The organism is Paenibacillus sp. YSY-4.3 (assembly GCF_054767475.1).
In genome coordinates, this window is sequence record NZ_BAABMC010000001.1 from 1,431,608 (window position 1) to 1,457,028 (window position 25,421).

The window sequence follows — 25,421 nt, forward strand, 5'->3', positions numbered from 1 at the left end:
TAATCAATGATCCGGGCGCCAGGAATCAGCGCTTGACCCACGCCCGGTTCAAATCCATTTCTCGAATGCACTCATCCGTGTCATGCCTATTGTTGTCAATCAATGGCGTTACTGCATACGCATGCATCTCTTCGGCCGAATGAGGCCGCAGAATCGGATCGAGAGCATCGAGGTCGTTCGTCTGCTCATCCAGCCAACGGGCCATGTTCTCCGGTGAAAGAATCGCTGGCATCCGGCTCTCAAATTCCCCAATCAGCGGGTTGGCCTCCGTCATGACCAATGTGCAGGTACGGAGCGGTTCACCGCGTGCATCCCGCCAAATTTCGTATAGTCCGGCGACTCCAAACATACTCCGGTTTTTCATGACTACCCTCACTGCATACGATCTTTTTCCTTCTTGTTTCCAATAATACAATCCATTGCACGGAATGACGCATCGCTGCTTGTCCACCATTTTGCGATAAGTCGGATTTTGATGCACATTTCTGAGATCTGCGTTGATCGCATCTTTTCCCCAGTAAGGAATGAACCCCCAACGGAACTCATCTAAAATTCGCTCCCCGTTTTGCTGAAGCACGACCGGCATATTCTGCGTCGGGCTAATATTAAAGCGGTTTTTATAGTAGTACATCACCCGTTCAATCTGAAAATGCTCCTGAACCTCCGGCAGCTCGGCCGCCATGGAAAAACGTTGACACATGAAGCATCAGCCTCCTCATAACTGTAGTGTTTGTTAAGGGAGGAAAATTATTCATGCATAATATTTAAATTTTTAAGCTCTATTTACCAGTAAATCACAATAGAGTATGATAATCTCTGTACATACTATTACTTTCTATTGTCGTTCTCCACATCGCTTGGCTTTTCTATAGCGATTCAGCATCGCAGCTTTCATATACATCGGTTCAAATTATAATTAATTGTTGGGAGAGGATGAATAAGATGAGTCAAAGTCAAGTTGTGGAAAGTTTTGGGGCGGCTCCAGGCATCAATGTTCAAGCTTTTATTGATTTGACGCTGTTGAATTGTAACCTGAAAGGCGTATATCAGTATCAGGTGATCGAGGGCAAACCTGAGGAAAAGGAAAAGGAAACGAAAACGAAAATTCTCGTTATGCCAACAGATGCGGAACCTCAAAGTATGACTCTGCTGGAGCTTATTGAGGAGATCAACGAGATCATCAGATCCTTTGGCGGCGGCAAGGAAGTCACCGTAGAAAGCATGAAGGACACCCTTGAATCTATGGGGCTGAAAAGCATTGCGGACATTAGCGTACAAATCAGACAGCTCTTTATTTATGTTGATAAATCCAATATTGAGGGAAAAAGCAAGCCTTGTGAGTATGCATTCAACTTTGTTATTTTGAATCCGGTAAAACCGGATGAGAGTTTAAAGCTCTTTCATATTAAATCACTGGGGCTCGCAGTCTATAATACGGATCGCAAAAAAGTCATCGAGCGCATGCAACTTGAAAATATTGACGAGCTATTAGCTTGATCCAAGGAGACGTCATGCGATGAAAGCATATGATGCTGAATCCGCTAAATCGTTAACCGTCGTGCTGCACAGTGAGTTTTACATCAAGGACGCTCTGTTTCAAATTGTTTTTCTTCAGGAAAAGAAGAGAACCAATGTTTCAGGGCAGTGGATCAATCGGGATTTTGCTTTTGAAATGAATGATGTGGCTGCTTACTTTGATGTTGTATTCCCGGAATGCTTGAATTTTGAATTGTTTATTGAAACCGTTGGACTTAAGTTTACATCGTCCAGCAGTCAATTGGATTTCAAAGCTGTCATTCGTAATTTTGGTAAATTAGAACTAAACACCTCGAAGAATCCGAATAATCAAGAGCGAAGTTATACGTTGGATCTTAATTTTGACCGAAAGCTAGACTTCTCTAGCCTTCCGATTATCGGCCAGTTCTGTGACCCAGGGGATGGATTTAGCTTCAAAGGCGTTGATTTGCAGTATACGCCGGAGGTTGAATTTATTTTTTCTTTTCTTTCGCAGTTGATCATTAAAGAGCATTCTGTAGATGTAAATGTGAACTACATTAAATCTTTAAAGCCAAAACCAAAGTACAAGCGATCCATGTCTCCGGCTCTTGCAGCCTCGTCTGAACGTCCTAAAAATACAATCTACTGGCTTGATATCAATAAAGGCTTCAGTGTATTGTACTTTTCCAAAATAGGAGTCAGTTTGGTAGAGTCGGAGATCACGTTTTACCTGGATGCTAGCTTTACGATTGCGTTGTTAAGAATGGATTTCTATGAACTTTACGTCTCGACTTCTTTAAAGAAACTGACCGATATCGGCTTTGGGTTAGGCGGCTTGATGGTCACATTGGAGAAGCCGGGCTTCAGCTTAATTGGCGGATTGTATAAATCCCGCGAAGAAGAATTATACAACGGGATTCTCGGCTTAAAGATCAGCCAGTATAGCTTTCAAGCCATTGGTTCATATGGCGAGATGCCCGGCAGCGGCGAAAAAACGTTTTTTGCCTATTTGATGCTGGGTTTGCCACTGGGTGGACCGCCGTTCTTTTTCGTCAACGGCTTGGCGCTTGGTTTCGGGGTGAATCGCTCTTTAAAATTGCCGGATTTAAATGGGGTCAGAACCTTCCCACTGGTAGCGGCGGCCATGGGAGACGACTCGGGACTTAAACCAAATACGCCGCCTAAGCAGGCTTTAGGAGCGCTGAGTAAGTCGATTGTCCCAGATTCCGGCCAGTATTTCATTTCTGCCGGCATACGATTTCTGACGTACGGGGTGCTGGAAAGCTTTGCGCTGCTCAATATTGAGATGGGGAACCGGCTTGTGATTTCATTGCTCGGACTATCCAATGCATCCATCCCGCCTAAAGTGAGTGGGGCCAGTCCCATCATGCGGGCTGAATTGGCCCTCAAGGTGGCTTTTGATCCTGGCCAGGGAGAATTTATAATGATGGCCGCGTTGACTGACCGCTCGTTTTTATTTGACCCCGCTTGTAAACTTACGGGTGGATTTGCGATCGGATTCTGGTTCAAGGGAACGTATAGCGGCGATTTCATTGTGACCTTAGGAGGATGTCATCATCCGGCTTTTCATAACATCCATTATCCATCCATACCGCCTCTCGGTGTGACCTGGATCGTAAATAACAACATTTCGATCAAAGGCGAATGCTATTTTGCCCTGACTCCTTCCTGTATGATGGCAGGTGCCAGTTTAAAGCTGCTGTTTGAATTGGGAAGGCTCAAAGCCTGGTTTTTCGCTGCGGCGGATTTTATTTTAAATTGGAAGCCCTTTTTTTATCAGGCAAGGGTTCAAATCAGTATCGGTGCATCCTATCGCATCAGCATTTTTGGCATCGGCAAAACATTCAAGATTGAATTAGGAGCCGGCTTGTCGCTTTGGGGCCCCGAATTTTCCGGCAAAGTCAGAGTGAACTGGTATATTATCTCTTTCACTGTTGGTTTTGGAGCTAATAGCCCGAATGAGCCAAAGCCGATTGAATGGGGGGAATTCGCCGATAGCTTTATCCCAGGTGCATTTGAAGATCGAAGTGCCAAGCATGCGTCCTCGCTTTCTGTACCGACGAATGAAGCCAGGCTCAGCAGTGTGACGATTACCGATGGACTACTAGCGCAGTATCAGACTGCTGATGGCAGGGACGCTTATGTGGTGGACGGGTTCAGGGTCCGCTGTTTGATTGAGCAGAAGACGCCTTGTACCGATCTGTTTTTTAATGGCCACAAACTTCTGAGCGGACAAGCGGGATTCGGCATCGTGCCTATGGGACTAAGCGATGTTCGGATGGAGCAGCATGTGACCATCAGCAGCTTGAGTGGTGAGCGATCTTTATCCGGCCTGCATGCAGTTCCTGAACGCAAGAATGTACCCGCTGCACTTTGGGGGAAGAGAGGCATAGATCCGAACGCTCCGATAATGAAGGATATGCCTATGGGCATGTCTGTTACCGCAAAAGATTCAGTTTCTCTCGTACATATCCTTCCTGAGGATGGAGCCTATGATGAAGCGGTTCTGAGTGCGGGAGAAGCAATTACCAGAGAAGTCATTTATCGAGCTCCAATTTTTGAACCGGCTAAAGTTTATCCTACAGAGCCCGAAACGGTGATGAAAGTCGTACAAACCACGATCGGCAGCAACCAAAATCGGGATAAGCTCCTGAGTGATGCTGCTGCTGCATTTGGCACATGGGATCAAGCGAAGATGCGGTCACTGGCGAATGATCCGCAAGAGGTACTATTTGCTGTTCCTGAACTTCGTACAACAGGCAGTAGGGAAGCTAATCTATAAAACATAGGAAGGAGAGTGTTATGGGGGAATCAATCCGTTTTTCGCAAAGATGTGAACCGTCTTTGAAGGCCGGGACCTATCAAATCAAGGTTGAGTCCGTGACGAATATCAACTGCCGGCTTGCGAGTGAAATGATTGACTTTACGGTTGCAACGGAAAGGTTCCGTCTGCTGCCGGATCAGATTTATTCGGTATATCCGCCTCGGGAGGCAGTTGGCGACTATACCAATTGCCTGCCCCATATTGTGCTGAATCGAAGAACTTTGCCTTGGGAGAAAACGCTTCTGAACAGTCATCCGAATATGCCCTGGCTGGCTTTGCTCGTATTTGACGAGACGGAAGGAGTTCAAATCATCGAGAGCACTTGCCAAGAAGCGCTTAAGCCTGCCGCCGGAATTTTCGTGCCTTCTTTAGTCTTGAACGATGCTTATGAGAAGCCGGAAGATTCTTGTGCTTATGTACATATTCCTGTCGATTTATTAGCCGAAATTCTCCCTTACGCTGAGGCGCTATGTTTGTTAGCGCATGGCAAAGGAGTGAGTCTGGATCATAAAGTAACCGATGCTTCCGTTAGGGATGACTGGTTTGCGACCGTCGTAGCGAACAGGTTCTGCCTGGAGCCTGAGGACGATCGGCATGCCATTCGCCACACGGCTCTTTTGGTATCCTTGGAAGGATACGAGGATTGTCTTAAAGATGAGCAGAGCCGGCAAGCAGCATTAGCTAATTGTCATACAGCCAGAATGATTGTGCTGGCGAATTGGAGCTTCTCTATGGCAAGAGCTGCTTTTGATTTTGGCTCTACGTTTGCTTCGCTCGACGCTGCTATGTTGTCAATCCCCTACGAGGGAAGCAATGAACAAATTCAACAATTATGCCGCCAAGGGTACTTCCCGATGAACCATCATGTTAGGGACGGCAGCCAGACCGTTTCGTGGTACCAGTCGCCTCTCATTCCTTATGATGATCCGAAAGAGGAGACAAGGTGCTCACGTTTTGCGGATCAACTGCTGGCATATGATCCGGATATAGGAATGATGGATATTCGCTATTCCAGCGCTTGGCAGATCGGCAAGTCGATGGCCTTGGCGGATCAATCCTACGCACAAAAGTTATACGCATGGCGTCAGAGCAATGAAATGCTCGCCCGCACTTCGGTCTATCACGGACTGTTAAGAAGGCATCTGTCTTCTCAGCCTGCCGACAGAAGTATTGGAGATAGTCAGGACGATGAATCCATTGGATATCCGTTTGTACAAGCTGCTCGGAATTTCGATGAGAACGGCGATCAAAATAGCGGAAAACAAACCGTTTTACAGCAGCTGAACGATCGTTATAAAACGCTTTTGAGTGAGGTGATTGCTGATGCAAGCCAGGACTGATTGGGAAACTTACGCCCCTGTGCTTCGCAGGCATGTTCATCGCGTGTTCGGCGAGCTTGCTGCACTCGCAGATGATCGAACAGTAAATCCAGACCATCCAGAGGATGAGCTGATTGCCTGGCTAAGTGAGTTGTGTTTATTGAGCAATGTGCCTTTTCACTATTTGATCCCTTCGGACAGTATATTGCCGGGCAATGCAATTCGCTTATTTTACGTCAATCCCAACTGGCAGCAGGCGCTTGTAGATGGAGCAAGCAGCTTGGGGAGAAATGCTTCCATGGATTTGTCCCATGATCAAGCATTGATCGATGCGGTATTTGCGCAGATCGGCAAACGAATGAAAACCGTTCGGCCCATTCTACAGAAGAAGCTGGTGGCAGCAGAGGAGCTTCAGGAAGGCGTGCACATCATGGGAGGGTTTATTCTGCGGTCCCCTTTGGTACGCGGCTGGCGAGGGCTGGAGTTTCAGGCCTTCTCATCCGAAGGCACACCTTTACGGGCTTTGCGAATCGAGCAAGTATCCGATGAGGTGCTGATTGGATTATTTGACGGAGTCCCCTATACAATAGAAATTGCGCAACCGCCGGAGGGTTTCTATTTTGGGTTCAACCATATCAAAGGGCAATTTTATAAACGATTAAGATGTTTTGAAAGCGGAGAACTGCTTGCTGAAACATATACGGTTGAGGTTGCCGTTCACAATGAGAAACTGCGTACCATTGATGTATGCCAAACGGCAAAACGTATGGAAGCCTCCTTAGATAAAGAGATTACTTCTGCCGAATTTGCTCTACAGATGATTAAAACCCCATACATAGGCAAAGTGATCCGGACGGATGTTGATCAATAAATCACGATCTTTATGAAGGAAAGGGGAAATGAGCATGTATGATTTTTTACCGGATTTCCATAACAAGGTGCTGGGGCAGATTGATCCCGATACGGGGATGCTGGAGCTTGATTTTGCCGATGATGATCACTACCGTTTTTTTCTGAGTCAGGTGAGCGGCTTGGAAAGTTTTAATCAGAAACATCCTCATCTTGCGTCTGCGCTTCAAAACCTTAGAACAAAACCTTTACAGCGATCCGTGAATGTGCCTGCGGATGGTTATCATGAAGGACCGGAAGATAAAATAGCCGTTGAGAACATGATATTTCATGCTCGTCAAACTCTTCAAACGGATCCGTCTCTAGCTGCTTCCATAGAAGGAACAACGATGGCAGTAATTATGGCGGACTATGTTGAAGTGAAGGATCAAATTGCCGTTGTTTCCCAGCTCTATGACGTGACCAATCAAATGCTGCTGCATACTACAGCGGAAGACGTTGTCAATTCCTCTAAGTACAAAGGCACAATCCAAGCCGATTATCCTCAATATTTCCAAGATACCCCTCGAGAATTTTTAATTCAGAGCACGTTCTATTGTTCGAAAATAGCTGAAAATGAATCTGAGTTTGCCCAGTTGAAAGGATACGTTACAAAATCCGTAGGATTTACGTTGAAGGGCAACACGGAGATGATCAAATCTTTTACACTAAATGCCCCTGTCATTAAAGAATCTCATCGCAAAGACCCTAATCATACTAAAGTCAAAATATCCTATAGACGTGCAGGGGCCATTCCCGATTACGATTATACCAATGATGATCAACCGTTCCAGGATGGAGATAATAGGAGGATTCTTGTCCGCGTTCCTTTTTCCGTTACCGTTGAGGCTGCGGATCGATGGTGGATTACCGGCTTTGATGAAACATACGGCTACCGGATGTGGTTGAAAAATATGGTGAATGGCACGATCAATCATTATGGTAATTACGATGCTATTATTCAGCGGAAGGATGCCTTTGATGACCAAAATCGCTGTACTAAAATGACCTTCATTTTTCCGGAATCGTGGAACAATATACTCGATTTCAGGAAAATCGAGAACAGAGTCTATACGGACGTGGATTTCTATTCTAGCTTCGGCGTGGCTATGTCCAGTAAGAGTATTCCTTCTATGACCGTAGGAATTTCCGTGAAAAGTGACGGCAAGGACTATGGCAAGCTCAACATTCAATGCGCGCAAATCTTTATTCAATGGGGATGCGTTGCCCGAGATACTGAAATCATAATGGCAGACGGAACGCTGAAGCGCGCAGATCAGATTCAGATCGGTGAGCTGGTTCGAAGTGCTGAAGGAGGCAGCGTTCAAGTCAAAAAGGTACTGACGGGACATGAAGTTGAACTCTATAAAATTTCTACTTCCGAACGCAGTGTACGGATGACGCCAGATCATATCGTTTGTACCGAAGATGGTCTTCTGCCTGCGATTGATGTACAGGTTGGCATGCGATTGCGAACCGTATCGGGTTTAGAAGAGGTGATTGCAGTGGAATGGTCGGATTATGAGGATAAAGTGTATAACTTTGAGTTTGAGCAAGAAACGATTCTAATCGGCAACGGCCTGCTCCTCGGCGATTCCATGCTGCAAAACCGCGTAAAGGAGCTTATTGCATATGAAGCTTAATTTTCATTATTTCACGGTGAAAACGATCGCCTCCAGATCGGGATACAGTGAGCAGGAAGCCCAGCTGATCGCAGCAACCTGCCAGTTTATCAATGACAATCACCAGGAAGCGGCATTGTATTTGCCGAAAGATCAAATCTCTGAAGCCATCAAAGACCGCGGCCTTTGTGAGGATGAACCATCCAAGGGGGCAAAAATGTGCAAGATTCCCCTGCTTTTGTCTGCACTTGAAGATGAGAACGATAGGGATGCATTAACAAGCCGCAAAAATCAGGAAGAGATTCTGATTCCTTTTTATTACTTTTCTGATGCTGTCACAGTTGGTGGAAACAATTATCGGGTTGCTCCAATTCAAACACTCCGAAGCAGCGATACTTTTAGACTATTATTCGAGCGAGCAGAAGAGCAGTATCGTTCAAATTTGAAAGCACCTGACGCACTTCATGCCTTGAGACGTCTCGGGGTACTGCTGCATATTGCCGCAGATAGCTTTGCTTATGTTCCGTTCAACGGTTATATGAGCGATGTGAACAAATGGACCATAGTGGAAGTGAGAGATACGAGAACCTTCAACAATATTACGGAGCAATACGACCCGCAAAAATATGCAGCCCATCCAAATGTGGGCAAATTCAGAACAAGCGGGGTCAGCGACGACTATAACGTGCAGTTCATTCTGTCTAAAGGCATACCGCCGGTCAGCTACACACGGATCAATAATGATTACTTTGCTAATGCAGCTAAGGCCGTGTATGGGTTCTTGAGCTATTTTCGCGGGGAACAACCTTCAGATCAGAACTGGAGAGATAATCTTTTGCCTACGCTGATTAAGGGTTGGAATACGGATGCTCACAGCTATGAAGACTTGAAACGGCATTGGAGCAGCCAGACTGGCCTGAAATATGATTATGATGGAGATGCGGTGCGGCAGTCTATCGTGGATTTTAATTCACATTTGAAACCGGACCAGCAAGGCTATTTTGATTTCTTGCTGATGCTTCAAGATGTTAGAGATGCAGTGATGGGAAAATCAAAGGAGGCGCACAATATGTTGAATGCCCAGGAGTGGAGTACAGATGCTATAACTTGTGATGCCTCTGATCCTCATTTTTATGGAGATAACTATGAACTTAACATTTCCGCCTCTTTGCCGACCAAGCTGGAATCGCTGGGCATGATGGTCCGCATTTTTGATGCAGACACGCAGGAGCAGATTGCTTCATCCACTTACACCTACCGCAATACACAAACGATCCATGAAAAGCTTTCGCTTAGTATTCCAGAACAAAATCAGAACTTGGTTGCCCTGATGGATTTGATCTGGCAAGATGAGCAAGGCAGGTCGAGGAAAGAGACGTTCGAGAAGGAGTACTCGATCATCGGAAGTGCAGCAATCATTGTGAGTCAGGATCTATTGGAACCGTACAGTAGAAACAAAAGGCCGATAATACAAATTGTGAATGGCTCAGAAAGTGGAAGCGCTGATTATAACTACCCGTTAAACGCCATGTATATTTCGCAGGAAGGTAATGCCCATCTAGATTTGTATGCTCCTATCGATCTGCAGTTGAAACTGGCGGATGGGTTCAAAATGCTAGATTATGCTGATCTTAGTATCTCGATGAAGCCTTTGCCCTCAGGACAAGTATTCAGATACTGCAACAACTCCAAGTTTGTAAACCTGCAAACGGATCTGGCAACAGGGGTTATTCATCTCAAAGCGGCCCCGGAGTGGAAGAACAGGCTTTCTACGAAAGACTTCAGCGCCAGTATTGCCAAGATGAAGCTCGAGATCCGTGTCACGTTGGAGGTCAGCTCTGAGGATGAGGAAGGCTATCGGAATATCGTTGTTGATACCGGGAAGGACGATACTTTTGTTGAGTTTATGTGGAACCTGTAAAGAGGTGAGGAGTCCATGACAGTAACCGGACCGGATATGAATCTACTGTGTGTTCCGATAAAGGTCCAAGCGATGATGGTTGGAGCCAGTCCCGTGCCGACGGTCTTCGCCAATATACCTGACGACTTTTCTCGAATCGTTATAACACCCTTGGGCAATGAAGTGCCTTCCGGCATCATGAGTGAAAAAACACAGGAAAAGCCAGGAGTTCATCTGCATTGGATTCTGCCTGAAGGCTTGAGGCAGGGCTCCCAAGAAAGCGAGGACCAGGAGCCTGAATATCCAAAAGTGCCAGAGAGGTGGATTATCTCTCGTTTATGGTCATCTGACGAACAAGCCGATGTTTTATTATGCAAGCATTGGGTTGTGGAAAGTGATGCACTGGAAAAAGCAAGCGCCCCTGAATACGGAAATGAAGGCAGTTTGACGTTTCCTAAACTCGATGATTCAGTAAGGCCTTATCGGATTTTGGGCCGGTCTTATCCCTATGAAGCGAACATGGCCGAGCCTGCTGAGAGACTGGACACGTTAACTGCTTTGGGTCCGGGAAATCCCGCATTTTCTGCTATGTACCCATACCATCGCAATGTATTTGGTTTTTATGATGAACTGACCGATCAGCTGGGCAAGCGCCTCGAAAATATAAGGATCAGCTATGTGGTGCGAGGTTATTACAAGGATGGACTGACTCTAGTGGAATCTGCACATATATGCCGGGACCGGTACGGCTGGCAGCCCCCGGATGGCTTGATATATCCTGCCTCCCTAGCATTGCATGGCGTTGTAACCGGTATGCATTGGAGTAATGACAGAACGGATTATAATAGTCCAGTCATCCGCAATCTACCTATGCCCAAACTGGCAGTGGGTAATACGTCTGCAGAAGCGCTCTCGGCATTGCATGGTGTGAAAGACGGTTTGAACGAGCATTTGATGCGTGTGCTATTGAATGACCAAAGTCACAAATTGCTGAACTTAAACGGGCTCTATCAAGCAGACTATGCAGAACATGACAGGCGTTTTCAAATGGCTGCTGCACAAAATACGTACAAGCTTCAGAGCAAGATTAATGACAAAGATTACAAAGACTTGCCGGATTTATCACCGGTCGATCAAATTCTATTCCGTAATTTGCAGCAGGGGATTCATGCGCTGTATCGGCAGCTATTTGGTAAGGATGCCAAGCGGTCGGCGATCTATGATCTTTGGTGCAAGTACATGATTAAGGCTCACATCACAGATCCCTATGAAAGCGGAGAAGCGAAAAAGTGGATGGCCGTGTATCAGCAGAAAATAGCGGAAGAAATTCTGGCGCTGGATCAAGCCGAAATCGAAATTGCAGAGATTCAAGAACGTCTTCAGATACTGGAGCAACAATTAGCCAGCTCTATTCAAGAGTTCTATGATTTGCAGCAGACTGCGGGAAACCGATACTATGAGCCGAATCCGCCTGTTCTGCTTCTGTCAGGTGCTAAGCGAGGATCGCTCTTCGACTCGAATCTGGTAAACGGAGAGGGACGTCCATTAAAATGCCGACTTCTGAAGGAAACGGTGCAAGCCCTGCAGTTTGATTTTACATTGCGAGGAAGCACCTATTCTGCAGTGATCCGCACAAATCAACTACTGCCTGAAGCGGAAGTAAGGGGAAGTTATTCGGAATTACTGCTTGAGGGCGCGCTGTTTATTATGAATAGTGCTGAGCTGATTACAACATTGATCGGACAGCAGATAGGATTATTGCCTTTTTCAAAAGATGAACGGATTCAGATGACCGAGTATGTTCGTCAAGTGCAGCGCGAGATGGAGAATGGACTGGTGGGGAAAGGAGCAGAGTTTCCAGACCGCTTGTTTATAAATCTATGGAAACCGCCCTGGAATCCTGTGCTGCTCTGCTGGCGCGGCCTGTATTATCCAGACAAAGAGCTTATCGGAAATCATCCGAAACTGAGTAACTGGACATTTCAAGGGACGGATTATGTATTTCAAGGCTCCATGCCTGATACCAAGGATTCAATAGCGATGAAGGGGAAAATTTTTATAACGCCTCATATCGCGGAACAACTGCAAGCGATGGCCGTCAAGCAGCTCGGAGCTGAGCTTGCTCAGACATTTGGGGCGCTGGATCAATTGGATTACTTGTCGCAGGCGTTAGATGGATTTAATGAAACATTTTTGATGAGTGAGCTAGCGCTGCGCTTTCCCGTCCTGGTGCTTCAAAAGGGAAGCTCCGATTTAGCAGCTCTAGTACGCAATGCATTGAAGGACTTTGCCATTGAAAAGCCGTTGTTCAACGAGTTTTTTTCACCTTTAAGGGGAGGCTTCTTTAAATTCAACCAGCTTAGATTGATTGATACCTTTGGCCAATTTCAGGATATAGTCTGTAACGAGTATGCGATCTCAGAAAATTTGAGAATGTCGAAGGCCCCGATGGGACAGTACATTATGCTGCCTCCTCGTTTCATGCAGCCTACCCGGCTTGAGTTCAACTGGATCAAGGCAAGAAGCGCCGAGTATTGCGATTTTAACCTACCGGACTCTCCGATCTGCGGCTGGATGATTCCAAATCATGCAGACCAGAGCCTATTGATCTATGACGAAGAGGGTGTGATGCTCGGAAGTCTGGTTGCAACGGCGTTTGATGGGGATCGCGTTCAATGGAGAAACGCGCCAGGTATGCCGTCTACGAACGACCAGCCATTATTTGCAGCCGGCTCGGAAGAGCTTCCAGCTACGATGAATGCGGATATGAAAGCATTGTTGAGTGAGATTTTACGCCGCAGTCACGAGCGTCACGAAGATGTGCTTACACCATTTCTTCAGTTGATTGACTCTGCGTTATGGGATATTCATCAGCCAGAATCAGCAAGTGCAAGCGGGTTAAGCCTGTTTGTGGGGAAACCGCTTGTATTGGCCAAAGCCAACGTCAAGCTGATGCAAGCCGGGCCGCCTGAAGGCTATAAATTGCTTGAAGGCAATACGAAGAAGCCTGTTCCTGTACCGGATACATCTATTAAGCAGTTTGAGATGCCTTTATGGATTGGGGAACAACACCATACAGGAGACGGGGTCATTGGTTTTTTCATTCAAGATGGCCAATCTGACTACAAGCAGTTCAACAGCGCTTTTGCCGAATCTGATGCGGCGACTGACTATTTGAAACAAAACCACCGGGTTGAAGTTCCAGCAGATGATCAAGCGGAAGGAACAACCATCTCCCTAATTATGGATCCGTTCGCAAGTATACATCTGATCAGCGGAATGCTGCCCGTTTCGGAACAGCGCATCCCGCTGGATCGCATTGAAGCTGCTCTGGATAGGCTTTATTTGACTTTGTATGCGGGGCCATTACTGGTGGGAGAAGAAAGTTACGTCATGCCGCTGACCAAACTGCCTAATCGGGACTGGGAGTTTATTACACCTGGTGAGGCGGAGGAATGGATCGAAACCGAAAATCTTCATCCGTCCAATGGAAATGCTTTTCTGGCCAAACCTCCTTTCCGGGTGGTAGAAGGATGGCTGAAGTTAAAAGTAGGGGGGACGCATGGAACAGAAACTACAAAATGAACAGAGGTATCCTAGTCATTGCCGATACTTGCTTGACGTTGACGACAATCATATTGCAGTGAACGATCATGCGATTCTAGACGCTGATAATCCCGTGAAAAGTGTATTAACCTTTCAGCTCCTTAATCCGGACCGGGTACATCAAATGGTATTTAATAATCCCCAGAAGCTCGATGCCGAAGACATTCTAAAAAAACTTCAAAACCGTGAACCGGTGGAAGATACGTCGTATATTCGTTTTTTCTTTCCTTATGGAACAGAAGTGGGGGATTTCATCGATGCGCAGCGAGGGAAACTGATCACTTTCGAAACGGAGTCCGGCGATTGGTCAGTCGCAGAAGGAGTTATAGAAGAGAGGCATATTAGCTTTGTCATTAGCTGCTATAATCAAAAAATCATTCAAACTTTGTTTAGCGTTTATTTCAGATGCAAGAATATCCAGTCTTATGCGCCGGTTGGTTTAACTTATGTGTATGCTGAGATTAAAAATGTGGTGGGCATTGATGATGTCATTAAGGTGTTTCCCATCCAGAAGAAGCCGGCTGTTCCTCAGATTCATCGATTTTTCAGCGATAAAACGACGACTGGCGAGAGTGGGCAGCTGCGCTTGCAATGGCAGATCAGCGGGGCAAAAGACGGGCAGATTACACCCGGCGGGATTAACATTTTTACTTTGCCGGCTCCTGGTATGGAAGTTGATCTGAATCGCAGTATGGAATACCGCCTGTCGTTAAAGGGAAATGCATTGGAGACGAATGCGTTCGTAAACTTGTATGTGCAGCCTCCGGACATCTTGCAGCTGGATTATGACGCTGCAGCAAAGCAAGTGATTTGGCGAACAAAGTATAGTGAGGAACTGCAGCTTGCGGTGGGCACAGTTTATAAGCCGGTAAATGAGAATGGTTCGATGGAAATTGAGATGCCTGCCAAACCTCAGATCGTCTTACGTGCTCAAGGCCACATTTATACAGAGTATGCCACCCTACATCTGCAGGGACTCACTTTAGATAAGCCGCAAATATTTAGAAGCTATGTTCGTGTCTACCCTCATTATATCCATACCAAGTGGACATGGAGAACCCAGGGCGTTAAGGAGGTTGTATTTCAGTTTACGGAAGACGAATCTAGCTGGCATAATACTGCAATAGACAGCACAGGGGAGTTTGAATATTTATCGGTAAGACCTGATAAACCGAAAATTCCGGAAAAACTGCTTGGTGCAAAATTAATTTGTACCAAAAGTGATGGAAGTGCTTATCCCGTGCTGCTGCTCGAGGGGGAGGTCTTGTAATGGACCGCTTGATCCAAGCTAACGCTTTGGGGGAGAAAGGGATTCTGCTCAGCGAGCACAAACAGGGGAAGGATTTATTGTTTCCCAACTCGCTGGATGTTGAAGTCGTCAATGTCAGTTGTGTGGAGACGGCCTCTTTTATCAATCATTTGCCCGAGGGAGCGCCTATCCCTGATATTGGAGCGGAACAAGCTCAAATTTCGGTCATCTATGTTTATTTTCCAATTGGCGACGGAGAGGCTTATCTGACCACGAAGGAATGGGCGGAGAAAATGATCTGCTATGCTCCGTATAACTGGGATGTGGAGCAAGCTTATGATCCTGATCGTTATGGTGTGTATTTCAAGTTATACCCACTTAATGATTATGACCTGGTTCCAAGGGAGAAGATGTATTTTAGCATCGGTAATCTGGTGTCTTTTGGCGGAATGGAGAAAATGGTCTACGTGGCCGTTCGCTTTACTAACATTCCGATGAGCGGCGGAGCAACATGGCCATCTCGGACTGACGGGTTAGAAGGGGATTTGGATGGGACTGATTTTCTTGCTTATTTTAAGAAGAGATCGCCTCTTAAGATTCTAGACTTCGAGTGCAGCCGAACTAAAGTTGCTGTCGGCGATATGGTTAAACTTGAATGGGCTGTAGCTGGGGATGCCGTAAAGTGCGTACTCACACCGGGAGACATTAGGGTTGATCGTGTGGGGAGTCTTGAGGTAGAGGTTTTCACAGATACCACGTTCCGATTGTATGCTCTTGGCGCAAATGAGCAAATTTCCCGTACTGCAGCGGTCTATGTGGAGCGTCCCGTTATTAGCAGGTTTACATCCAATTGTCCAGATCATAAAACGCTGTTTGGTCATCCGGTTATCCTGTCCTATGAAGCAAAAGATGCCTATGGGATTTACTTGAATCAAGGCATTGGGCGAGTGTCAGGTGGCTCGATAACCGTTGTGCCTGGGGATGCATCTACAGAATACATTCTTAGTTGTATGGGACCGGATCGTCTTGTCCAGGAGCGCATGACGATCACGGTTACGGATTTTTTAAAAGTACAGAATTTGTCATATACTGGCATCCGTCAGAAGGATGGCAGTTACAAGTACTATTTGAAGTGGAATGTAGCAAACTGTAAAACAATTCATCTAACCACCTCAGATGGGCAGCTTCGCAGCTCGGGACAGGCTAGCGGAGATATCCAATTCTCAGATACGTCACCTATAGCTCTTACGGTTACCTTACACTGTACAGGTACGTCGGGGCAGATCATTGACCATGTCTTTACAGTCTGATTTAGGCTTGAAGCCGCTTAACGCATGAAAAGATAGAGAGCCCCTGGGGACGGAAGTAAACCAAGCGCCGCCAGGGGTTCTTTTTCGAGCCGAAATATTGGGGCATAACCCTAAATATGTTATCTATTCATCGGAATGGGAATTCGATAAAATGGAGTCGTCCTCTGCTGTAAGCGTTTACTTACTCTCGTTTAGGCTGGGTGCATCTATTACTATGATAAGGGAGTGTATTTATGAAGGGATTTTACACAACGGAAAGGCGGTATTTACAGAAGGGATTGACTTTGTTCTTAGTCGTACTCATGCTGGCAAGTGTTGGCCTATGGCCAGCTTCGAAGGTACAGGCCGCGGAAACTGCGGTTACCTCTATGGATTATTTTTCACCAGCAGACGGACCAGTCATCTCCAAATCGGGGGTGGGACAAGCCAGCTATGGTTTTGTTATGCCGATATTCAACGGAGGCTCCGCCACTTGGAATGATGTTGCCCATGATGTAGGCGTCAAGGTGAAAGTTGGCGGCAACTGGGTCGACATTGACAGTGTCAGCAGCTTTATCTACAACCAGAACTGGGGTCACTGGAGTGACGGTGGCTTTACTGGCTACTGGTTCACTCTCTCCGCAACGACCGAGATTCAGCTGTACTCCAAAGCGAATGGGGTTACACTTGAATACACGCTTGTGTTTCAGAACATCAACAAAACCACGATCACAGCGATGACTCCTACTCAAGGGCCGGAGATTACAGCAAGCTTTACAGGTGGGGCCGGCTTTACCTATCCTACGTTCAATAACGATCCGGCCGTAACTTATGAAGCCGTCGCTGATGATCTGAAGGTGTATGTAAAACCTGTAAACAGCAGCACATGGATCGATATCGACAATAATGCGGCGAGCGGCTGGATCTATGATCGAAACTTCGGTCAATTTACCGAAGGCGGCGGCGGCTACTGGTTTAACGTAACGGAGTCGATCAACGTCAAATTGGAATCGAAGACTTCTTTGGTTAACGTCGTGTATACTATCAACTTTAATGAAGCCGTAAGGAATTCATATGTCATTACTCCATATGAAGGAACGACTTTTACGGCCGATACAAGCGGTGCGATCGGCATACCGCTGCCTAAGATTGACGGAGGCGCGCCAATCAGCACGGAGCTTGATAATTTTGTATACGAGATTAACATCAACGGGCAATGGGTTAACTTGGGAGATTCCGGTCAGAGCGGATTTTCATACTCTGCCAACGGCTACAACAATATGTCCGATAAGAATCAATGGGGATATTGGGCTGATTACATTTATGGATTATGGTTTCAGCCGATCCAGGAAGATATGCAGATCCGTATCGGCTATCCATTAAACGGGCAAAAGGGCGGCAGCATCGGTAACAATTATGTGAACTACACATTTATCGGCAATCCGAATGCTCCCCGTCCGGATGTAAGTGATCATGAGGATATTGCCATCGGAACGCCAAGCGACCCAGCGATAGCGGGCATGAATCTGATCTGGCAGGATGAATTTAATGGAAGTGCGCTTGATACGAGCAAATGGAACTACGAGCAGGGCTATTATCTCAATGATGATCCTGGTACATGGGGCTGGGGCAATGCGGAACTGCAGCACTATACCGACAGTCCGCAAAACGTATTCGTACAGGACGGGAAGCTGAATCTTCGTGCTCTGCATGAATCCAAGTCTTTCCCGCAAGATCCAAACCGGTACGCACAATACTCATCCGGCAAAATTAACACGAAGGATCATTTTAACCTTAAATATGGCCGAGTCGACTTCCGTGCAAAACTGCCTACAGGCAATGGCGTTTGGCCGGCATTGTGGATGCTTCCGCAAGACAGCCCTTACGGAACATGGGCAGCATCCGGTGAAATCGATGTAATGGAAGCGAGAGGACGTTTACCTGGCATGTCGACCGGTGCCGTACACTTTGGCGGAACCTGGCCGGCGAACCGGCATATTTCAGGCGAATATAACTTCCCAGCAGGCCAAACTATCGACAATGATTTTCATGTATATTCCGTCGTGTGGGAAGAGGACAACATCAAATGGTATGTGGATGGCAAGTTCTTCTTTAAAGTGACCAACGAACAATGGTATTCGCTAGCAGCGCCGAACAATCCGAATGCACCTTTCGATGAGCCTTTCTATCTCATTATGAATCTGGCGATCGGCGGAAGCTTTGACGGCGGGATTACTCCGAATCCGTCCGATATTCCTGCGACAATGCAGGTCGATTATGTGCGCGTCTATAAAGAAAACGGCGCCGGGAATCCTGGAAGCGGAAATGGCAATGGAAATGGCAATGTGCCGGATCCTTCCACTGCAATCATTATCGGTGATGAGGAGCGGGGCCTGAAGAAAACAGGCAATGACTTGCTGTTCTATGTTAATGGAGCAACCTTTGCCGATCTGCACTATAAGGTCAATAATGGTGGGCAAATGAATGTAGCCATGACATCAACGGGAAACGGTAATTATACTTATCCTCTAAATAACCTGCAACACGCGGATACGGTTGAGTACTTCTTTACCTATAATCCAGGGCAAGGGGCTCTGGATACTCCTTGGCTCACCTATATCCATGGCGTGACCGGATATTGAGGATGAATATCCCGCATTGTGAATAATAGTAAAAAACTAGCCGTGAAATATTGGCTAGTTTTTTTCTTGGTTTTGATATGTGTGATCGGTTATTGCGTGAATGCACGATGCGTTTAAACGGTTATTTCTAACGGTTGCCACAGTCGTTAATCCGTCGGGTTTGAGCCCTTAGGAATTCTAACGGTTGTAATCCGCGTTATTCATGCCGAAAATCGCCGCAATAGTATAAAAAGGTTAGAATAGCCGCATATACAACCGTTAGAATCTCAAACACAGAATAATCCGCGAAATAACAACGATAGCAATCGTTACGTGGCCTGAACTGTCAGGCGACAACATTAGGTCAACTCAAGCTGTCAGGCTGCAATCGCTAGGTAACATCAACCGTATATCGGCAATGACCCTATTATTATTTCGTAGAAGATAACTCAAAACATCATCAGGCTTGCTAAGTAGGTAAGCGTAGAAAATGATTGCTCGACGGTGCCAGGCATAGTACAATGATTGCAATATCACGGTGTAAAGCATACACCGCTTTAATACGATGCAGCAGATGCATAGTCGTATTAGAGCGGTTTTTTCGTATTTAGCTTAATATGAGGGGGGAGGAGATGGGCACGTTGTTTGATGAAGTTTATGAGAACTGGTTAACAAGGCATATAGCCGAAGAGGATAACCCGAGAAGACGTGGGCTTTTGGGAAAAGGGTTGAGCCATGGAACGGTTACATTTCTGCGTTCGATATGGTTTCCCGTGATTGGCAACTTGAACGAACTGCATCCTGAGTATGAAGTCCGCGATTTTAATAACCGGTACCGCTATCTCGATCTAGCCTATATGCCCGGTGGCGCAAAAGGCTGCATCGAAATTCACGATTATCGAAGTCACGCCAGGGACGTTGAGGTTGAGCGCTTCAAAGATTTATGCATGAAGCAATCGATGCTGGTGCTTGATGATTGGTCCTTTTTGCCGATTGCTTACTTGTCCATTCGTGACGATCCCGGGATGTGCAAGCAATTAGTACTGTCTTTCGTCGGGAAGTTTTTATCGATATCGGGAAGTTTTTATCGATAGATGTAACGTTAGGTTTGAACTGGGCGGAAAAAGAAACGCTACGATATGCACGCAGATTGATGCGCGTATTTGAAGCTCGCGAGCTATCCGCTCATCTGGCTCTCTCAGTGAGTCGCACTAGAGTTATTCTACGTTCTCTTGTGGCGAAAAACTTGCTTACTGTTGCTAGCGGAAACTTGAGATACCGCACTTATCGTTTAAGCGAGGGGCTCTAACGGTTGCCACAGTCGTTAATCCGTCGAAAATGAGGCTTTAGGAATTCTAACTAACGGTTGTAATCCGCGTTATTCATTCGAAAATCGTCGCAACAGTATAAAAAGGTTAGAATAGCAGCATATACAACCGTTAGATTCTCAAACAGCGAATAATCCGTAAAATAACATCGATAGCAATCATTAGGTAAGGTCAACGCTAACACTATCTGGCGGCAATCACTAGGTAACGTCAACTGTCAGACTGCAATCGCTAGATAACGTCAAATGCCGCAATTGCTAGATAACGTCAACGCTGTCAGCGATAATCGTTACGTAGCGTCAACGCTGTCAGCGGCTATAAGTAGGCAATATCAACCGTCAGGCGTCTATCGTTAGGTAATATTAACCGACAGACGCCAATCGTTATAGTTAATGGTATGAACTAATGACTCATGGCTAGAATGTTGAGCTGCTGACCCATAACGAAGAGTTTTCCAGAAGGTGAGCTAGGGAGAACAAATCATGTTCCCGTCCCTTGGAGGACATGATTTGCACACCTAAAGGCAACCCTGTCTCGGTAAGAAATACCGGAACGCTCATGGCCGGTGTCCCCGTCAGGTTAGCCAACTGGGTGAACGGTGTGTATGCCAGGCTTGGCTCAAACATGTTGTAAATCAATTCCTGCTGCCTTTCTTTTGAAAGCCCGCTCACGGTTAGCAAATGCTGGATCTGCTCTGGGCCCGGTGTTAATTCACCGACACGTGGAGCAGGAAAGGCCGTCGCCGGCGTAATATAGAAATCATACCGATCCCAAATCGTATTCATTTGGGCAGCGGCCACGTCCCAATCCGCAAGACTAAGTGCATACTCAGCGGCTGATAGCTTGCGTCCGGCTTCCAGCAGCACCCAACCTTCAATTTCGATATCTTTCGATGTTATCGCTCTTCCGAGTAAGTGCTCGATATTAAGCACCATGGCAGCCATCTCGCCGCTGTTCATCATGTAGTAATTTTCCATAAGCTGAACACCGTTGACAGGGCTTGGTTTCTCTTCGATAAAATGACCCTCTGCTTCCAGAAACTTCACTAACTGCAGCACGGCTTGTTTGGCCTCATCACTGACCGCAGTCCCTACAGGAGAATCGGTGGTATAGGCGATACGATATGTTCTATCTTCATTCCGGTACATGTCTTCGAGATATTTCCCCGGATGCAAGGGGACCTGAAATGCAGCTTCGTTCTGCAGGACCTGGAGTACATCAAGGAGCGCCGCACTGTCTCGAACGGTCTTGGATAGAGCAAAATCGATCGAGGCGCCTTGCCACTGTCTACCGACGCCGGGACCTACCGGAGTCCTGCCGCGTGTCGGCTTAAGGCCAAATAGGCCGCTGAATGAAGCTGGTATGCGGATTGATCCGCCACCGTCGCTCGCGCCTGCCATCGGGACCATACCGGAAGCGACTGCAGCTGCGGAGCCTCCGCTTGAACCGCCAGGTGAGTGGAGAGGATTCCATGGGTTGCGAGTAGGGCCGTTCAATTGCGGCTCTGTAATATTTTTCAGTCCGAACTCGGGAGTGTTGGTATGCCCAAGGGGAATAAAGCCCGCTTGTCGCAGTTTGGCGACAAAATGGGAATCCGATTGGGCTTTATGATGCTGGAACAGACGAGAGCCGGAAGTTAGCGGTTCACCACCGATGGCTTGAGAAATATCTTTGAGCAAAATAGGTACGCCCGCAAACGGCTGTTCGCCGACGTTGACTTGGCCAGCTTCAATTAAAGCTGCTTCATAACGGGTATGCACGACCGCATTTAGTTTGGGATTGTGGTGATTGATTTGTTCAATAGCAGCATTTACGAGCTCAATAGGAGAAATTTCTTTATTTCGAACCAACTGAGCAAGCCCTACAGCGTCATAGGATGTATAAGGAAAGACAGACATTCAACAATCTCCTTTCTGATTCTCCTAATTGGAGAAGCCTTACGTAATCATATCGTATATCTATCGACCGCTGACAGGTCATGTTTGTTATAGTATATTATGGGGTGTCTCCTGCTTCAATGTCTTGGTGTTTAAGGGCTAATTCGTAGCATTCGTATGAGCAGCAAAGGAGAGGAATATTTTTTGACCAGAGATCCGGCAAAGTCCCGATTTAAAAAAAGCCATATTTTATTCTTGGGGTTATTACTTATCATCTTATCCAGTTTGCGTATTTTTTGGATGGATTTTTTCGCTGATCCAAAACACGTCTCCATTCAAAATGGGCAATTAGATTTGCGAGATTGGAATGCAAAAGATGGTGACGTACTTTTGCTGGATGGGGAATGGGAGTTTTATCCCTATCAATGGTTGATGGATGGCAGATCGCTGCAGGAATTAAGTGAAAACATGCCAAGGCTTATTCAGGTTCCGGGAGGATGGAATGAAGCTCTGGGTGCTGACAAGCCAACGCCATATGGATATGCGTCATATCGTTTGCGTCTTTATGTAAATCCGCAAGAGGACATTAATTATAGTATTCGCGTGCCTAGCGTGCGTACCTCATCAGAATTGTACGTAAATGGCCGTTCGATTGCCCAATCCGGGCAAGTGGCGGAAACGAAGGATAGTTATACTGCAAAAAACTTGCCTTATTCGACAACCTTTACGGCAGACGAAAACGGGGTAATCGATCTAGTGATTCAGGCGGCCAATTATGTGGATAGCCGAAGCAGCGGCATTGCCCGGTCCATCAAATTTGGTTCTGAAGAAACGATTACAAAGGAGATGAAAGTCTCCATTTCTATGCAGCTCCTGGCGGCTATTATATTTTTTATGCATTCTATCTATGCGCTGATTTTGTTTTTGCTGGGAAATAAGGAGAAAAGGCTGCTTTATTTTTCTGTGGTGATGTTATCCATAACACTTACTAATGTTCTAAGCAATGATGAGAAGTTGTTTCACCAATTATTTTACATAGGCAGTGATTGGGATTTCCGGTTATCTAATGTCGCTCTTGTTATTGGAACCTATGCTTTGCTGGAGTGTACGAATCATCGCGAACTCCCTTACTGGAGAAAGATGTATCCTGTATATCGAGTAATAAGTTTCGGGACTGCTGGCATCACGTTGTTTCTAAACCCTCGTCAGGTGATTATGCTCTTCCCGGTATATTATCTACTGGCTGGCATTGCTGCAGTGATCACGATATTTGCCATCTCTAATAAAGCCATCAAGGATAAAAAGGGCAATCTTCTGCTGCTTATTTCAATCTTTGTGTTGATTCATCATTTTGTTTGGTCGTTATTTTGGCGGGAAAGCGGTTTGAGTCTTGTCTATTATCCGTTTGATATGATTCTTTCGATGGGCTGCTTGGCCTCTGTATGGTTTAGGGATTATTTTATCATGCATGCGAATACAAAGGAGCTTGCCGCAACACTGCAAAGAATGAATGATCATAAGGATCAATTTCTAGCCAATACTTCTCATGAATTTAAAAATCCGTTACATAGTATGCTTAACATGTCGCAATCCGTCTTGAAAAGAGAACGAAATTACATGCAGGACAGGAGTATCAAAGAACTTGAAACGATTTTATCCGTAGGACGCCGGCTGACCTTGATTTTAAATGATTTGATCGACGTGATGAGTTTACAGGATGGCCATCCGCGGCTTCAGAAAAAAGCCATACGAATTCAGCCGATCCTAACCGGAGTACTGGACATGCTGCAGTTTAACGTAGAAGTGAAGTCCGTAAAAATTGTAAATCAAATTCCCGAGGATTTTCCACCCGTCATTGCGGATGAGAACCGGGTTATCCAAATCGTCTTCAATTTGCTGCATAATGCTGTGAAATATACGAATGAAGGCGTAATTTCAATTCAAGCCTATGCTAAGGACGAGAGAGCTTATATTGCTATTACCGATACCGGGATCGGAATAGATGAGGAGATGGTGAAGCGTTTATTCCGCCCTTATGAGCAAGCGGATACGAACGAGACGTTGATTGAAGGCGGTTTTGGATTAGGCTTAAGTATAAGCAAGCAGTTGGTTGAGCTTCATGGAGGTGCGTTAGATGTGTCCTCCGTTTTAGGAGAAGGCTCAAAATTTACATTTTCATTAGAGATGGCGAGTCTGCAAGGAGAGGAAGATGATGCACCTCACTTCTTCGAACAGTTGGCCTTAGCCTATACCCCTCCGACTGAGGAAGTTTCAGCCGGTTTGGCAAAATCGGAAATTCTGCCGGATGCAAAGGAATCAACTTCAATAGAAATCAATAATAATCGGCCAGTCATACTTATTGTTGATGATGATCCGGTCAACCTTCAAGTGCTTGAAGCAATACTGCCCCAAGACGAATATGAGGCAGTGATGGTAACAAGCGGTAAAGAGGCGCTGGCTATACTGGATACGAAGGAATGGGACCTGGTCATCTCAGATATTATGATGCCCCGGATGTCTGGTTATGAGCTAACGCGAAAGATTCGCGAGCGATTTACACTTACAGAGCTTCCTGTTTTGCTGCTTACGGCAAGAAGCCAGCCGAAAGATATTCAAAGCGGTTTTTTAGCAGGGGCCAACGATTATGTAGCAAAGCCGGTAGAACCCTTAGAAATCAGATCGCGGATCGAGGCGCTGACTACGATAAAACAAGTCGTCAAAGAGCAATTGCGGTTAGAAGCTGCCTGGCTGCAAGCGCAAATTCAGCCTCATTTTTTATTTAATGCATTAAATGCTATAGCAGCTTTAAGTGATGTCAATTTGGACAAGATGCGTACTTTACTTGAAGAATTCAGCCATTTTTTGAGAAATAAATTCAGTTTTCAAAATATGGATGGGCTTGTTCCCATCGAAGAAGAGCTCAGTCTTGTGCGTTCTTATTTGTATATTGAAAAGGTCCGGTTTGAAGATAGGTTAGAGCTTGTTTGGGAGGCAAATGACTATGAGGAGTTGAAAGTCCCTTTTCTTTCGATCCAGCCCTTAGTTGAAAATGCGATACTCCATGGGATTATGAAACGTGCTCGTGGTGGAAAGATTTTTATTCGGATTTTCGTCTATAAAGAGCATGCAGAGATCACAGTTGAAGACGATGGAATCGGAATGGACGAGGGACAATTGCAGCGAATACTAGAAAGAAGTGCAGAGCGTAATTCAGGAGTCGGATTGATCAATACGGATCAGCGTTTAAAACGGCACTTCGGAACAGGGCTTCATATTGAAAGTACGTTAGGCGTAGGGACAAAGGTAACTTTTCATATACGCAACAGAACCGGTATGGTCCGATAAGATAAATGAAAAGATGTAAAATTGTCGCTCATGCA

General features: G+C 46.0%; 14 protein-coding genes. 12 read left to right on the top strand and 2 right to left on the bottom strand.

Annotation, left to right across the window (positions count from 1 at the left end; translation table 11 throughout):
* Window positions 1–25 precede the first annotated feature (25 nt).
* Entirely contained in the window at window positions 26–700 is a 675-nt protein-coding gene (locus tag ACYUJT_RS06590; protein ID WP_460319642.1) for an SOS response-associated peptidase, read from the bottom strand.
* A gap of 242 nt (window positions 701–942) precedes the next feature.
* Between ACYUJT_RS06590 and ACYUJT_RS06595 the strand changes: the two genes are divergently transcribed.
* The 11 genes from ACYUJT_RS06595 (at window position 943) to ACYUJT_RS06645 (ending at window position 19,930) form a co-directional block, all read left to right on the top strand.
* Complete coding sequence (locus ACYUJT_RS06595; RefSeq protein WP_460319643.1) at window positions 943–1,497, top strand: hypothetical protein; 555 nt, start codon at window positions 943–945, stop codon at window positions 1,495–1,497.
* A 19-nt stretch (window positions 1,498–1,516) separates the two neighbouring features.
* On the top strand, window positions 1,517–4,300 hold the full coding sequence (locus tag ACYUJT_RS06600) for a DUF6603 domain-containing protein (protein WP_460319645.1): 2,784 nt from the start codon (window positions 1,517–1,519) through the stop codon (window positions 4,298–4,300).
* 20 nt (window positions 4,301–4,320) lie between these two features.
* Complete coding sequence (locus ACYUJT_RS06605; RefSeq protein ID WP_460319647.1) at window positions 4,321–5,682, top strand: hypothetical protein; 1,362 nt, start codon at window positions 4,321–4,323, stop codon at window positions 5,680–5,682.
* Window positions 5,666–6,532 carry a hypothetical protein gene (locus ACYUJT_RS06610; RefSeq protein ID WP_460319649.1) on the top strand — a complete coding sequence of 289 codons (867 nt, stop codon included), beginning with the start codon at window positions 5,666–5,668 and terminating at the stop codon, window positions 6,530–6,532. The genes ACYUJT_RS06605 and ACYUJT_RS06610 overlap by 17 nt, the downstream gene beginning before the upstream one ends.
* A 34-nt stretch (window positions 6,533–6,566) precedes the next feature.
* Entirely contained in the window at window positions 6,567–8,192 is a 1,626-nt protein-coding gene (locus tag ACYUJT_RS06615; protein ID WP_460319650.1) for a Hint domain-containing protein, read from the top strand.
* Window positions 8,182–10,092: a DUF6765 family protein gene (locus ACYUJT_RS06620; protein ID WP_460319651.1), complete on the top strand. Its 1,911-nt coding sequence runs from the start codon at window positions 8,182–8,184 to the stop codon at window positions 10,090–10,092. The genes ACYUJT_RS06615 and ACYUJT_RS06620 overlap by 11 nt, the downstream gene beginning before the upstream one ends.
* A 15-nt stretch (window positions 10,093–10,107) precedes the next feature.
* Window positions 10,108–13,656 (top strand): hypothetical protein, encoded by a 3,549-nt coding sequence (locus ACYUJT_RS06625; RefSeq protein ID WP_460319652.1) that lies wholly within the window; start codon window positions 10,108–10,110, stop codon window positions 13,654–13,656.
* Complete coding sequence (locus ACYUJT_RS06630) at window positions 13,634–14,947, top strand: hypothetical protein (protein ID WP_460319653.1); 1,314 nt, start codon at window positions 13,634–13,636, stop codon at window positions 14,945–14,947. Before ACYUJT_RS06625 ends, ACYUJT_RS06630 begins: the two co-directional genes overlap by 23 nt.
* A complete protein-coding gene (locus ACYUJT_RS06635; RefSeq protein ID WP_460319654.1) occupies window positions 14,947–16,236 on the top strand; it encodes a hypothetical protein in 1,290 nt (429 codons plus the stop codon). Before ACYUJT_RS06630 ends, ACYUJT_RS06635 begins: the two co-directional genes overlap by 1 nt.
* 233 nt (window positions 16,237–16,469) lie before the next feature.
* A complete protein-coding gene (locus ACYUJT_RS06640) occupies window positions 16,470–18,857 on the top strand; it encodes a glycoside hydrolase family 16 protein (RefSeq protein ID WP_460319655.1) in 2,388 nt (795 codons plus the stop codon).
* Window positions 18,858–19,468: 611 nt separating this feature from the next.
* A complete protein-coding gene (locus tag ACYUJT_RS06645; RefSeq protein ID WP_460319657.1) occupies window positions 19,469–19,930 on the top strand; it encodes a hypothetical protein in 462 nt (153 codons plus the stop codon).
* 650 nt (window positions 19,931–20,580) lie between these two features.
* On the opposite strand, the gene ACYUJT_RS06650 is transcribed toward ACYUJT_RS06645, so the two are convergent.
* Window positions 20,581–22,062, bottom strand: coding sequence for an amidase (locus ACYUJT_RS06650; protein ID WP_460319658.1), 1,482 nt, complete (start codon window positions 22,060–22,062; stop codon window positions 20,581–20,583).
* A 183-nt stretch (window positions 22,063–22,245) separates the two neighbouring features.
* Here ACYUJT_RS06650 and ACYUJT_RS06655 point away from each other — a divergent pair, with 183 nt between their 5' ends.
* Window positions 22,246–25,386, top strand: coding sequence for an ATP-binding protein (locus tag ACYUJT_RS06655; RefSeq protein ID WP_460319660.1), 3,141 nt, complete (start codon window positions 22,246–22,248; stop codon window positions 25,384–25,386).
* Window positions 25,387–25,421: the final 35 nt, after the last annotated feature.

What these genes read in the sequence shown, in the direction of transcription:
- ACYUJT_RS06590 (WP_460319642.1), bottom strand. Translation starts at nt 700, where the DNA reads ATGTGTCAACGTTTTTCCATGGCGGCCGAGCTGCCGGAGGTTCAGGAG.
- ACYUJT_RS06595 (WP_460319643.1), top strand. Translation starts at nt 943, where the DNA reads ATGAGTCAAAGTCAAGTTGTGGAAAGTTTTGGGGCGGCTCCAGGCATC.
- ACYUJT_RS06600 (WP_460319645.1), top strand. Translation starts at nt 1,517, where the DNA reads ATGAAAGCATATGATGCTGAATCCGCTAAATCGTTAACCGTCGTGCTG.
- ACYUJT_RS06605 (WP_460319647.1), top strand. Translation starts at nt 4,321, where the DNA reads ATGGGGGAATCAATCCGTTTTTCGCAAAGATGTGAACCGTCTTTGAAG.
- ACYUJT_RS06610 (WP_460319649.1), top strand. Translation starts at nt 5,666, where the DNA reads ATGCAAGCCAGGACTGATTGGGAAACTTACGCCCCTGTGCTTCGCAGG.
- ACYUJT_RS06615 (WP_460319650.1), top strand. Translation starts at nt 6,567, where the DNA reads ATGTATGATTTTTTACCGGATTTCCATAACAAGGTGCTGGGGCAGATT.
- ACYUJT_RS06620 (WP_460319651.1), top strand. Translation starts at nt 8,182, where the DNA reads ATGAAGCTTAATTTTCATTATTTCACGGTGAAAACGATCGCCTCCAGA.
- ACYUJT_RS06625 (WP_460319652.1), top strand. Translation starts at nt 10,108, where the DNA reads ATGACAGTAACCGGACCGGATATGAATCTACTGTGTGTTCCGATAAAG.
- ACYUJT_RS06630 (WP_460319653.1), top strand. Translation starts at nt 13,634, where the DNA reads ATGGAACAGAAACTACAAAATGAACAGAGGTATCCTAGTCATTGCCGA.
- ACYUJT_RS06635 (WP_460319654.1), top strand. Translation starts at nt 14,947, where the DNA reads ATGGACCGCTTGATCCAAGCTAACGCTTTGGGGGAGAAAGGGATTCTG.
- ACYUJT_RS06640 (WP_460319655.1), top strand. Translation starts at nt 16,470, where the DNA reads ATGAAGGGATTTTACACAACGGAAAGGCGGTATTTACAGAAGGGATTG.
- ACYUJT_RS06645 (WP_460319657.1), top strand. Translation starts at nt 19,469, where the DNA reads ATGGGCACGTTGTTTGATGAAGTTTATGAGAACTGGTTAACAAGGCAT.
- ACYUJT_RS06650 (WP_460319658.1), bottom strand. Translation starts at nt 22,062, where the DNA reads ATGTCTGTCTTTCCTTATACATCCTATGACGCTGTAGGGCTTGCTCAG.